The following is a 12,217-nucleotide window of genomic DNA, read 5'->3' as shown; positions in this document are numbered from 1 at the left end:
GCTACGACGCGCGCCGGCCGGTCGACCATCCGACTCCGTTTGAGCCAACAGAATGCTTCAATCTAACCCGGAAAGGCTCTAGAAAGTCGGCGGCGTGCAGGCGCTGATGACCTCGCAGGGCACCGGTCCGACGCAGCGGAAGCGGTGCGGGCGCCTGCTTTCGAAATAGTAGGCGTCACCCGCTCCAAGGATACGCCGCTCGTCATCGACCGTCACCTCGAGCCTTCCCGACAAAACGATCCCGCCTTCTTCCCCCTCGTGAACAAGGGGAACCTTTCCAGTATCGGCGCCCGGCTGGTAACATTCCTTGAGTATTTGCAGGCTACGCCCGAACAGGTTTTCTCCAACCTGCCTGTAGGAAATAGCACCCTTGCCGATCTCCACCAGCTCCTCGGCCGCATAGAAGGCCTTCCTTGGACGCTCGGGTTCGAAGGCGAAGAATTCCGCCAGACCGATGGGGATGCCGTCGAGAATTCGCTTCAAGGCCCCGACCGACGGATTGGAGGCGTTCGATTCGATCAGCGAGATTGTCGAATTGGGCACTCCGGTGCGCTTGGCTAGCTCGCGCTGGGAAAGCTTATGGGCGATACGGAGATGGCGAAGGCGGCTGCCGATATCGACTGACATGATGTGGTTCGTTTATGTTGTCCAGAATATCCAAATTAATATCTCTCCAACCATTGTATTTCAATAGCTTGCACCGACAAAGAAAAGGACTTGTTTGAAAAGGAGAAATTGTCATTCTCGGCGCCATTCCAAAAGGAGGCCAGGATGGACCAGCTCAGCAAAACGAACGCACCCGTACTTGAAAATTTCTGGATGCCGTTCACCGCGAACCGGCAATTCAAGGCCACGCCGCGGCTTCTCGCAGCAGCCGAGGGGATGTACTACACCGACATCGATGGACATCAGGTGCTTGACGGCACCGCCGGCCTCTGGTGCTGCAATGCCGGCCACGGCCGCAAGAAGATCGCCCATGCCGTCGAGCGACAGCTTGCAACGCTGGACTATGCGCCGACCTTTCAGATGGGGCATCCGATCGCCTTCGACTTCGCCTCGAAATTGGCTGCGAACGCACCGGGCGGTCCAGAAGCCAAGCTCGACAGGATCTTCTTCACCGGCTCGGGCTCGGAATCGGTCGATACGGCGCTGAAGATCGCGATCGCCTATCAGCGGGCGATCGGCCAGGGCACCCGCACGCGGATCATCGGGCGCGAGAAGGGATATCACGGCGTCGGGTTCGGCGGCATTTCCGTCGGCGGTCTCGTCAACAACAGGCGGGTCTTCCCGCAAATACCGGCCGACCACATGCGCCACACGCTCGACATTGAGCGCAATGCGTTTTCGAAGGGCCTTCCCGCCCACGGCGTCGAATTAGCGGACGATCTCGAGCGGCTGGTACAGCTGCACGGCGCCGAGACCATCGCCGCCGTCATCGTCGAGCCGATGTCGGGATCGGCGGGCGTGGTGCTGCCTGCGAAGGGTTATCTGGAGAAGCTGCGCGCAACCGCCGACAAGCATGGAATCCTCCTGATCTTCGACGAGGTCATCACCGGATTCGGCCGTCTCGGCACTCCTTTCGCGACCGACTACTTCGGCGTTGTGCCCGACCTGATCACCACGGCAAAAGGCATCACCAACGGCACGATCCCGATGGGCGCGGTCTTTGCCAGCCGCAAGGTCTATGACGGCCTGATGGTCGGACCTGATAACGTGATCGAACTCTTTCATGGCTACACCTATTCCGGCCATCCGGTCGCCTGCGCGGCCGGGCTCGCGACGCTCGAGATCTACGAGGAGGAAGGGCTGCTGACCCGCGCATCCGAGCTCGCCGAATACTGGCAGGAGGCTCTCCATTCGCTGCGAGGCTCGCCCAACGTGGTGGACATCCGCAATCTCGGACTGGTCGGCGCAGTCGAACTGGCTTCTCGTGACGGCGCGCCGGGAACCCGCGCCTACGATATCTTCGTCGACTGCTTCAACAAGGGCCTGCTGATCCGGGTGACCGGCGACATTATCGCCCTCTCCCCGCCGCTCATTATCGAGAAAAGCCAGATCGACACGATCGTTTCGATCCTCGGTGATGCCCTGAAGCGCGCGGCATAGATCCGCATCCCGCCTGCTGCTCCCGTCGGCGATCGGACGTCTGGTCCATCGTCGACGGAACCATCCGGCACACCGAGACGAAGCTCAGCGTTTCAAGGTCTGTGACGGCAACTGGCCGAAGCGTTTCCTGTATTCTGCTGCAAACCGCCCCAGATGCGTAAATCCCCATCTGAGCGCGACGTCGGCGATGCCCTGCTTCGCGTCAGACTCGAGCAAATCGCGATGGGCGGCAACCATCCGAAGGTCATGCAGGTAGGCCATCGGGGTCGTACCCCTGAACTGCCGAAAACCCTGTTGCAAAGTACGAACGCTTACCTTGGCTGCCATCGCGATATCGTTGAGCGAAATCGGCTCAGCGATGTGTTCCTCCATGAAGTCGATGGCCCATTTCACATGGCGTGGGGCCGGCGCCGGAGCAGGGAGCGCAAGCTCGTTCGAATAACGATTGGGGCAGGTCTCCAGAAGCAGATAGATCGCCGCGTCGCAGAGCGAGCTGGCGGCCAGCGGCGACCGCTGCAGCGGTCCGTTCCCGCTGAGGCCGCGATGGAGGCCCGAGACAAGTTGCTGGAATACAAGCCCGGGACCGGTCGTCAGATCGATGTGAGGATGAAAATCGACGTCGCCGCTGATCGTTCTCTCGAACATATGCGTCAGGTGGCTGGTGATCTTCGCCTGATCGACGAACAGGCCGAAATGACGGCGGGGCCCAAACAGGCGAGCACCCGCGGCACGACCTGCCTCAAGGATCGTGCCACGCGCGGGAACGGAATAGATTTGCTCCCGCATGCCTTCGAAGGATGCGTTCCCTGCCATCGGCAGAAAAACGATCATCCTGTCGCTGGGCGCCTCCCGCCTGATCAGGATTGTGCCTTCGTAGGTACAGTCGGCTACCGTTACCTCTTCTCCCACGGAGACGAAATTGCAGTGATATGCAATCGGCATATTGCCTTCCGCCGCAACCTTGATCGGGGAGGTTGGCGTCGACAATATTTCCGAGAGTTCATCCGGGTCCGTTCCGCTGTGCGCCGTTTCCCGAAACAACATGCTCTGCACTGCCATCTGTGGGGTGAGGCTGCCATCGTTATGTATATGAGAATTAACGGACATTCGTGACCTCGAAAGACGAGGAACACAAGTGATAATGGATTTGCGCGATCATGTTCATCCCTCTTTTTTTGTGTTGCCCCGGGGCGGTTTCAGCCGTAGCGGCTGATGGCGAGATCCCTCACGTCGATTTCCGGCTGGCGGCCGCCGACGAGATCGCCGATGAGCCGCGCCGAACCGGTGCTCATCGTCCAGCCGAGCGTGCCGTGACCGGTATTGAGGAAGAGACCTGCGACCTTTGTCGGGCCGATGACCGGCGTGCCATCGGGCGTCATCGGACGCAGGCCGGACCAGAAGGAGGCCTTGGAAATATCGCCGCCGGGGAAAAGATCGGTGACCGAATATTCCAGCGTGCTGCGGCGGGCCAGGCCGAGATCATTGGTGTAGCCTGATATTTCAGCCATGCCGCCGACACGGATGCGATCGCCGAGCCGGGTGATCGCGATCTTGTAGGTCTCGTCCATGACGGTCGATTCCGGCGCGCGTGACGCATCGGCAATCGGGATGGTGAGCGAATAGCCCTTGACGGGATAGACCGGCAGCCTGATGCCGAGCGGCGCGAGCAGCAGCGGCGAATAGCTGCCGAGCGCGACCACCACCGCCTCCGCGCTCATCCGCTCACGATCGGTGATGACCCCGCGCACCCGGCCGGCCTCGACATCCAGCGCCTTGATCGTCGTCCCGTAAGCGAAACGGACGCCGAGCGCCTCGGCTTTGGCCGCCAGCGCATTGGTGAACTTGAAGCAGTCGCCGGTTTCGTCCTTCGGCGTCAATAGACCGCCGACAATCTTGTCGCGCACATGCTTCAGCGCTGGTTCGAAGCGGATGCAGCCGTCCCTGTCCAGCACCTCATAGGGAATACCGTCGGCAGCCAGCGCCTTGACATCCTTTGCCGAGGCCTCGAGCTGCTGCTGGGTGCGGAACAGCTGCAGGGTCCCCTGCATGCGTTCATCATAGGCGATGCCGGTCTCGGCGCGAAGCTCGGCCAGCGCGATGCGGCTGTAATCGGCGAGGCGCAGCATGCGGCTCTTGTTGATCGCGTAACGCTCGGAGGTGCAGTTCGACAGCATCCTGGCCATCCAGGAGAGCATGGCCATGTCGAGTTTCGGGCGCAGGATGAGCGGCGCATGTTTCATGAACAGCCACTTCATGGCCTTCATGGGAATGCCGGGCGCTGCCCATGGCGAGCAATAGCCGAAGGAGACTTCGCCGGCATTGGCAAAGCTGGTCTCCAGCGCCGGACCCGGCTGCCGGTCGACGACCGTGACCTCATGGCCGGCCTTGGCGAGCTGATAAGCGGATGTGACGCCGACGATGCCGGCTCCTAGAACGATGACTTTCATGATGTTCCCAATGATGGAGCCGCCGGCTCTTAGCGATATTGCCTGTCGTAACGATCGCCCAGGCCGGTTAGGATTTCGTAAGAAATCGTGCCGGCGTCGCGTGCGATGTCCTCGAGCGTCTGATGGCGACCAAGCACTTCGACGAGACTGCCAAAGGTCAGCGCGCCTTCGGGCAGTGCTGACACGTCGACGGTCGCGCTGTCCATCGACACGCGGCCGACGATCGGCAGGCGGATGCCCTTGAAATAGACGGCGCCGCGGTCGCTGAGGCATCGCGGCAGGCCATCTGCATAGCCGGCGGCAATGGTGGCGAGACGTGTTTCCCCTTGCGTGAGATGCGCGCCGCCATAACCGACTTTCGCCCCCGCCGGCACGGTGCGCGTCTGCACGACGGCGACATTGAGGCTGACAACCGGCTCCATCGGGTTCTTCTCACCGGCGTTCGGAGCGCCGCCATAGAGCGCGATGCCGGGGCGGGCGAGCACGCCGTGATAGGCGTCGCCCAGGAAAACGCCGCCGGAATTGGCGAAGGAAATATCGAAGCCGGGAAATTGGTCGGCGATGCGGGACATCTCGGCAAACTGTTCGCTGTTCTGTTCGCTGTCCATGTCATCGGCCGAAGCCAGATGGCTCATGATGAACAGGATTTCGACATTGGTGCCATCGCGAAGAGCCGCCGCCAGATCTGCTCGCTCTTCCCGGGGAAAACCGAGCCGCGACATCCCGGTGTCGAATTGCAGGACAGCAGGCAGGCATCGCTTCAGAATGCGCGCAGCCGCTGACCACTGCCGCCACTGCGCCAGCGAATTGAGAACCGGGACAATGCCTATCTCGGCGCAGGCGATCTCGTTACCCGGCTGCAAACCGTTCAGCACGAAAATCTGGGCGTCCTGCGCAAGGGCCGGTCTGAGCCTCACGGCCTCGACAAATTGGGCGACGAAGAAATGCCTGCAACCTTCGCCGTAGAGCGTTCTTCCGACCCGATCAGCGCCAAGGCCATAGGCGTCGGCCTTGACGACGGCGCCGGCGCGGACCGGCGCCAGCATCGATACGAGCTTGCGATAGTTACGGCCGAGGGCGGCAAGATCGATCGTCAGATAGCCGGTGGCTCCCTGCGTGGTCGTCGCAATGCGTGTTCGGGAAACCAAAATATCGCTATCCATATCCACCCCTTTTCGATCTCAGGGAGTTTATGAAATAATGAGCGAAATTGCCGATCATTCCGTAGTTGATTATTGCATGATCCGCCTGTTATCCGCATAATCGATAAAAATTTGGAATGATCTACTATGCCTGCTCTCGACGCGATCGATCGCAATATCCTGAGACTGCTGCGCCTTGATGCCCGCATGAGCAATGCCAAGCTCGCCGCCGAGATTGGTCTTTCTCCCTCGGCCTGCCTCAGACGCATCAAGATCATGGAAAAGTCAGGCGTGATCCGCGGCTATACGGTGCTGGTCGACACCGGCAATGCGGATGAGATGATCGCCGTGATCATCAACATCACCCTAGAGCGCCAGACGGAGGACTATCTCGACCGCCTCGAGGCGGCGGTCCGCCGGCATCCCGAGATCCGGGAATGTTTTCTGATGACGGGCGGTTCGGACTATCTGCTGCGCGTGGAGGTCGCCAATGCGGGCGAGTTCGAGCGGATCCACAAAGAGATCCTTTCGACCTTACCCGGTGTCCTCAGGATTCATTCCAGCTTCTCGATCCGCAATGTTCTGGCAACGCGCACGAGGGGCAGGCGCTGAACCGCGATCATCAAGCCTATATCAATTCGAGCGCCGTGGCCTTGGCGACCGCTTCGCTGGTCGTGGCGACGGTCAGTTTCCGGCGCGCCGAGGCGAGATAAAGCTGCACTGCGCTTACCGAAATGCACAGGCGAGCGCAAATCTGCTTCGCCAGCAGGCCATTGGCGGTCATCTGCAAACATTGCAGTTCGCGGCGCGACAATTGCGGAAAATCCGCAATTTTTCGCATGCCCGACAGAACCATCGCCCTGTCGTGGAGATGGTGGGCGAGAAACTGGAGGTCGCGCATGCTGTCCATGCGGAACTGTCGCCAGTAGGCGTCGGGATGATTGGAGGTGACCGTAAACAGCGATCGCTCCCCGTGAGGTCCTCGCACCGGCAGGGTAACGCCTTGCCGGCCGATACCGAAGGCCATTGCCTCCTTGAAGAAGCCATATGCCCGGCCTGAATCCCATTTTGACGCGGACCATTCCACGGGCAGAAAGCCGCGCCGGCCGAGGCGTACGACGGGATCGATGCTGAAATAATCCCGGGCAAGATATTGTTTCACCCACTCGGGCGGATAGGTCAGCATAAGCAGCGGATTGTTGGCTGCCGCCCCCGAGGAGCGGGTCACATGCAGAACCATGTGCGATATTGCATAGATGTGGCGGACCTCATCCAGCGTTGCTTCCAGATCATGCAATGTCGGCGATGCAGAGATCCGGTCAAGACAGTCGAAAAAACGAGAACTGCTCAGCATGAGATGGACTCGTGATTGTGTGTTTCCCTGACTACTCGCACCGGTAACATTTCTCGGTTGCCGCGAACAGATTATTCTAAAGCAACTATAGCGCGATGTGAAGATTGAGTTAAGGCTTGCTACGACATATCCCACTGCGGGGCAGCGAGATGGCGACTGTGCTTACCGCATTCTGCCATCGACAAGGGCTTTGGCAGGATTGGAAGGCGCTTGCTCCAGAAGCCGAGACAGGTTGACCCGAAGTGTCCGACAATTGTCTGCCGTCACGTCCCATAAGCCGACGTAGAGGTTGCCGATCTCGGGCCGGGATCGGGCAAGCGGCGTCGGTCTCCAGCCGATCCTGCGGTACACACCGATCATCGCGACGTCATAGACAGCGACGATACTTTCGATACCGGTGTCGAGGGCGAGATCGCAAAGCCCTGAGAGCAGCTCCGTGGCGACTGCGCGCGACGAATGTTGATCGATGTGACCGGCAAGCGGATGAACGCAAAAGCGAGTACATTCCCAGGTCGTCGGGCTATCGACGTCGATGGGCTGATCGAAGAAATGCCGGAACTCGCTTTTGAGCATCGTCGCCCCCGTGGTCGGCAACAGGCGCAACGAACCCGTCAGTGTGCCTGAAGGCCGTTGCGTCACGAGATAGACGGGATCTTCCGCCTCGTCATATCGGTCCCTTTCCCACTGGTCCTTGACATCGACCTGCCATCCCAGTCGATCGCGAAAAACGGCGGCGCGCGCCCGAAACATTTCATCGAAAGCATGCCGATCGGTCTCAAGCATGTCTCTGGTGAGTATCCGCAACATATCTGGCCCTCCTGGTGCATTGACGTTTCACAACGGGAGGTCGATCCGAAGCAATCTGGATATTTCCCCAGATTGACCGGTGTTTCGCTTTGCCATTCATTTTCGGACGAAATTTCTGATGTTTGACCGATCAAAGGTCGCTGTGGCTGCCAATTCAACGCAACCAAAGGAAGAACGCTCATGACCTACGATCCGACGCGCGGCAAACGTATTCGGGAAGCAATATCTCGGGGCAAGATCCGGAAAGTGCACGCTCTTGCAGCCGAATTGAATGTATCCGTCGCTGCCGTCTCACGCTGGCAAAATGGCGGCCATACGTCCCTGGAAAGCGCCTGCGCGCTCGCGCGCCTGCTGGATGTTTCCCTCGACTGGTTGCTCTTAGGGCGAGGGACCATGGACGGGCATAGGAACAGCGCAATCTCCGCGACGGAATTGCTGTGGGTTATGGCGCTGCGCGGCCGGTCTGCGGCCGCCCAGTCCAATCTCATCGGGCTGCTCGAATCCATCCCTCCGGAGCACGCGTTACGCTAAGCACAATTTCGCGCGATTTTTTCACCTTGCACTCAACAGCTTTAGGTTGCTCTAATGGATGGTATAAACGATCTTTCTAGTTAGGGTTTCAATGACAGCGTCGGCAGGAAGGCTGGCCCACCTGCCCTCGCCGCGGCGAAACCCTTGTTTCACTCTCAACGCAGAAGGGTTGTTGACCATGCCTACATTGCTGACCATCAATGTGAAAAACTACGAGCCCCAGACGCAAGAATTCTACTTCTTCCAACAGCCGGCCATTTATACCGGTGGCGGGCAAGTCTACTCGAACAGCCTTTTTTCGCAATCGCTCGCCAACTACGATGCCTCGGGCTCGATCCTGACCTTCCAGGTCAACCTGCAATATTACGCCGGCATCCAGCAGGCGAACACGCCGCCGGCGATCGGCGCCGCTTCCGGCTACGCATCGGCCAGCCGCGCCATCGACCTCGCTCCAAAGTCGGGCGGCAGCGGTTCGCCGGCCGACTGGACGACCGCAACCGTCAACCCGCTTGGTCTTTCCGCACCGGCCTATGGGGAAGGCGTGCAATCTGGCGCCTTCCGCATCACCACACCGAGCTTTACCTCGCCGCCTTATTTCAATGTCGGCTCCGCGGTCGACGTCAATGGCGGCATCGTGCTCTCCAACTTCGTGCAGGCAAATCCGTTCAGCAATACCGATTGCCAGCCGATCCTGAAATATTATGTCCAGACCGGCTCCTATACGCCGGGCAGCGTCATGGATTTCACACAGTCGAGCGTGAACGCGGCGATCTCCGATTTCACCGGCGGCTACACCGTCTGCAACGTCACCCTGAACGCTAACGGCACCTGGAGCGTGCAGCGCCAGTAAGCCTCGTCCCGGGGATGCGGGTGAGAACAGTCCCCTCTTCACCCGCAACCTAGGTCATCCGCGCGATTGCTGCCGCCCGCCCGGGCGACGGATAGGCTGGATCTAAGACGGGAGTGTCGCACGCCATGACCAGTTCGTCCTACCAGATCATCGTTCGGAACCTGTCGCAAACCACGCAGTATTTTTATGTCTTTCAGAAGCAGGCTACCTTTCCGTCTTTGACGAGCCCTTCCATTTTCACCAGCAGCCTCGGCTGCCAAAATGTTGGCAATTACACAAGTTCGGGAGCGCAGATCAATTTCGGTCTGGACCGCCAGGTCTACGCAGGCGCTCTTAGCACCATGCAAGCGGTGCCGCCCTCGCAGCTTATCGCGCTTATCGCGCTCAATACCGCGACGCGATCCGTGGTCAGCAGTACCACGGCGGCCCGACCGGTTGCGCTCACTACAGCCAGCGGCTCACCGGACAATTGCACGACATTGACGCTCAACCCGCTGGGACTTTCCGTGCCCGCCAATCAAGCCGGCGTTGCGATCGGAGCGTTCGCCATGAACGTGCCGTCCTATACGCCGCTGCCGCTTCCGGAACTTTATTGCGGCGTCGCCACGCTGAACAACGATCAAGCGATCATTCTGTCGAGCTTCGTCGCTCCTGCCCCCAACGCCATCATGAGCTGCACACCGACGCAGATCTTTTTCGTGAAGACGGGCTACCAGCCGGTCGGAAGCACCGTGGCTTATGACGAGAGCAACGCGGCCTGCTGCGACTTCACCACCGGCTACGCCACCTACACGGTGACTTACAACGCCAACGGAACGTTTTCGGCGACAGGAGGACCATAGATCCAGAAATTCAGATCATCACCGACGCTTGAACAAATCCCTCACCCTGCAATCAAAGGAGCATAGCCATGTTACGCATCAGGTTGAAATTCGCTGGCCAAACAGCACGTCTCGGTAAGATCGCTGCCGGGCTTGCCATTGCCACCGTCTCTATCCTCGCAACCGCGTTACCCGCCGCCGCACAGCTCGTCTTTTCGTCCGATTGCCGGAACCATCAGCCCATCGTGGTCGCACCACCGCAGAATGCGATCCTGTTCACCAAGCAGCCAGTGCCCCATCCGAATGGAACAGCCTCGGTATTCGCGATCAACGGATTGGACACCTACGTCATTCCGGCCGGGGCCAACTCCTGCATCGTCGCAGCTCCCCATGCCAATGACAATTACTGCTTCATTGCCCGCAACGACAACACGATCGACGGCGTCGGTTTCGCCCCCATTCAAAATCCGGGCGGCCTGACCGCCTGCCAGTAAGGGGTGAATTTCCTACGCCAAACAATTCTCTCTCCGTCTGCTCCAGGGTTTAAGGCGGGGAGAGGAATAGTGACGGATCTTCCGCACCAAGCCCTTAAAAGTATTTGCGACGGAGGATCAAAGTGGAAACCCGCCCCGCCTGCTATCGCGCCAGCGTCTGCCTGATGCCGGCAATCCCGCCACGCAGGAAGGGATCAGTGTGGATGTAGAAGAACTGCACCCCCTTCTCAAGCCAATGAGGCAGTTCATCGGCGGTGGCCAGCGTGCCTGCAACCTTGCCTGCCGCGCGGATCTTGTCGACCGCGACCGCGACCTTATCCATGACCACTTCAGGACGCGGCTCGCCGAAAGGCGGGGCCGGCGGATAACCCATATTCTGCGAGAGATCGCCAGGTCCGATGAAGAAGACGTCGATGCCATCGACCTTCAGCATCTCGTCGAGATTGTCGATGGCATCCACCGTCTCGATCATCACCACCACCAGGCGTTTGTCGAAGTCGGACGGAAGAGCGTAACGGACGGCATCGACGACGGCGCGCGCCTGCTCGGCCGTGTCCACCATCGGCACCATGATGCCGTCAGCTCCCGCATTCAGATACCTGATGATGATCGGGCGTTCGTGCGAATGTGGCCGGACGATCGCCGCTCCGCCGACAGAACGGACAATCTGTGCAGTCATGCGCACATCGTCGAAGCTCCAGGTTCCGTGTTCGCAGTCGACGAAGACGGAATCGGCGCCGAGTTCCACCAACCGGGCTGCGAGGCCCGACGACGCGTGGTGCGGCGTATACATGGTGATCGCCTCGCCGGCCAACAGCCTGGCGCGCAATTTGGCTCCGTTCATCAATATCCTCCCGGTTCTATTTTTTCGGCATATCCGGCGTATTGGCCGGCGCTCCGACCCAACGCGCAATTTCGATGTCGGCCGACGTGTCCCTCATGAATGTCGGGCAGATGTGAAGTTCGGGGATCACAGCGCTCTTGCTCAGGCTGGCGCAGAGGACGATCGCACGGGCGACGTCATGAGGATCCATCATGACGGCACGTTCCTCCTCCAGAGGCGGCCGCGCGCGATTGTCCATGATCGGCGTATTCGTCTCGCCGGGCAGGATCGTCGTCGCCCGGATCCCCTGATTGCGATAGGTGTTGTGCAGGAAGCTCATGAAATTCTTCACGCCGGCCTTGGCCGCACCATAGGCCGCTCCGCCGAGCAGGTTGGGGTTGATCACCGCGAGCGACGAGACCGTGATGATCGTCCCCTCGCCGCTTGCGATCATGTCCGGAAGGACCGCCTGGGTCAGGTTGAAGACGGCCGTCAGATTGACGTTGATGGTGGAGGTCCACTCGGCCTCGCTCAGAAAACGCGCGTTCAGCACCTTGCTTGCGCTGCCGGCATTGTTCACCAGGATGTCGACGGGTCCGACGCTGTCCTTGATCCACTTCACAGCCGCAAAGATCTCTTCACGCGTCTCGATGTCGAGCGCGCGCGCGATGGCCTTTCCCCCAGCCTTTTCGATCAAGGCCGCCACCTCGCGCAGCGGTTCGATCCGCCGCCCGGTCAGCACGACGGTGGCGCCGTCTTTTGCCATCAGCACGGCGGTCTCGCGACCGATCCCGGAGCCAGCTCCCGTCACGAGAGCGATTTTTCCTTCAAGAAGTCCCATG

General features: G+C 60.0%; 14 protein-coding genes. 6 read left to right on the top strand and 8 right to left on the bottom strand.

Annotated features, from left to right (window positions below):
• Positions 1-78 precede the first annotated feature (78 nt).
• Positions 79-627 carry a cupin domain-containing protein gene (locus tag HX899_RS17575; RefSeq protein ID WP_003550363.1) on the bottom strand — a complete coding sequence of 183 codons (549 nt, stop codon included), beginning with the start codon at positions 625-627 and terminating at the stop codon, positions 79-81.
• Positions 628-771: 144 nt separating this feature from the next.
• Here HX899_RS17575 and HX899_RS17570 point away from each other — a divergent pair, with 144 nt between their 5' ends.
• Positions 772-2,106, top strand: coding sequence for an aspartate aminotransferase family protein (locus HX899_RS17570; RefSeq protein WP_181292950.1), 1,335 nt, complete (start codon positions 772-774; stop codon positions 2,104-2,106).
• Between the two features lie 84 nt (positions 2,107-2,190).
• Here the strand turns inward: HX899_RS17570 and HX899_RS17565 are convergent, their stop codons facing one another.
• The 3 genes from HX899_RS17565 to alr all read right to left on the bottom strand — a co-directional run bounded on the left by HX899_RS17565 (position 2,191) and on the right by alr (position 5,716).
• Positions 2,191-3,213 carry an AraC family transcriptional regulator gene (locus tag HX899_RS17565; RefSeq protein ID WP_180196083.1) on the bottom strand — a complete coding sequence of 341 codons (1,023 nt, stop codon included), beginning with the start codon at positions 3,211-3,213 and terminating at the stop codon, positions 2,191-2,193.
• 89 nt (positions 3,214-3,302) lie between these two features.
• Complete coding sequence (locus HX899_RS17560; protein ID WP_180196084.1) at positions 3,303-4,553, bottom strand: D-amino acid dehydrogenase; 1,251 nt, start codon at positions 4,551-4,553, stop codon at positions 3,303-3,305.
• Positions 4,554-4,582: 29 nt separating this feature from the next.
• Positions 4,583-5,716, bottom strand: a complete 1,134-nt coding sequence (gene alr / locus HX899_RS17555) for an alanine racemase (RefSeq protein ID WP_181292949.1) — start codon at positions 5,714-5,716, stop codon at positions 4,583-4,585.
• Positions 5,717-5,842: 126 nt separating this feature from the next.
• Here alr and HX899_RS17550 point away from each other — a divergent pair, with 126 nt between their 5' ends.
• Entirely contained in the window at positions 5,843-6,307 is a 465-nt protein-coding gene (locus HX899_RS17550; RefSeq protein WP_003550368.1) for an Lrp/AsnC family transcriptional regulator, read from the top strand.
• Between the two features lie 16 nt (positions 6,308-6,323).
• Here HX899_RS17550 and HX899_RS17545 read toward each other — a convergent pair whose 3' ends face one another.
• Together HX899_RS17545 and HX899_RS17540 are read right to left on the bottom strand one after the other, a co-directional pair.
• A complete protein-coding gene (locus HX899_RS17545) occupies positions 6,324-7,049 on the bottom strand; it encodes a LuxR family transcriptional regulator (RefSeq protein ID WP_180196086.1) in 726 nt (241 codons plus the stop codon).
• Between the two features lie 162 nt (positions 7,050-7,211).
• Entirely contained in the window at positions 7,212-7,856 is a 645-nt protein-coding gene (locus HX899_RS17540) for an acyl-homoserine-lactone synthase (protein ID WP_181292948.1), read from the bottom strand.
• 180 nt (positions 7,857-8,036) lie between these two features.
• Between HX899_RS17540 and HX899_RS17535 the strand changes: the two genes are divergently transcribed.
• From HX899_RS17535 to HX899_RS17520, 4 genes are all read left to right on the top strand, one after another.
• A complete protein-coding gene (locus HX899_RS17535; RefSeq protein WP_181292947.1) occupies positions 8,037-8,387 on the top strand; it encodes a helix-turn-helix domain-containing protein in 351 nt (116 codons plus the stop codon).
• 178 nt (positions 8,388-8,565) lie between these two features.
• Positions 8,566-9,237: a hypothetical protein gene (locus HX899_RS17530; protein WP_180196129.1), complete on the top strand. Its 672-nt coding sequence runs from the start codon at positions 8,566-8,568 to the stop codon at positions 9,235-9,237.
• Between the two features lie 125 nt (positions 9,238-9,362).
• Complete coding sequence (locus tag HX899_RS17525; RefSeq protein WP_180196089.1) at positions 9,363-10,079, top strand: hypothetical protein; 717 nt, start codon at positions 9,363-9,365, stop codon at positions 10,077-10,079.
• Between the two features lie 68 nt (positions 10,080-10,147).
• Entirely contained in the window at positions 10,148-10,552 is a 405-nt protein-coding gene (locus HX899_RS17520; RefSeq protein ID WP_180196090.1) for a hypothetical protein, read from the top strand.
• Between the two features lie 142 nt (positions 10,553-10,694).
• Here HX899_RS17520 and HX899_RS17515 read toward each other — a convergent pair whose 3' ends face one another.
• Positions 10,695-11,396 (bottom strand): HpcH/HpaI aldolase/citrate lyase family protein, encoded by a 702-nt coding sequence (locus tag HX899_RS17515; protein WP_181292946.1) that lies wholly within the window; start codon positions 11,394-11,396, stop codon positions 10,695-10,697.
• A gap of 16 nt (positions 11,397-11,412) precedes the next feature.
• The gene (locus HX899_RS17510) at positions 11,413-12,216 is read right to left on the bottom strand and encodes an SDR family oxidoreductase (RefSeq protein ID WP_180196092.1); all 804 of its coding nucleotides are present in this window, start codon (positions 12,214-12,216) and stop codon (positions 11,413-11,415) included.
• Position 12,217 lies beyond the last annotated feature (1 nt).

This window comes from Rhizobium sp. WYCCWR 11146 (assembly GCF_013591995.1).
Lineage (GTDB): Bacteria > Pseudomonadota > Alphaproteobacteria > Rhizobiales > Rhizobiaceae > Rhizobium > Rhizobium indicum.
Note: the sequence above shows the minus strand (reverse complement) of the source record. Positions and strands in the feature narration are given on the sequence as shown.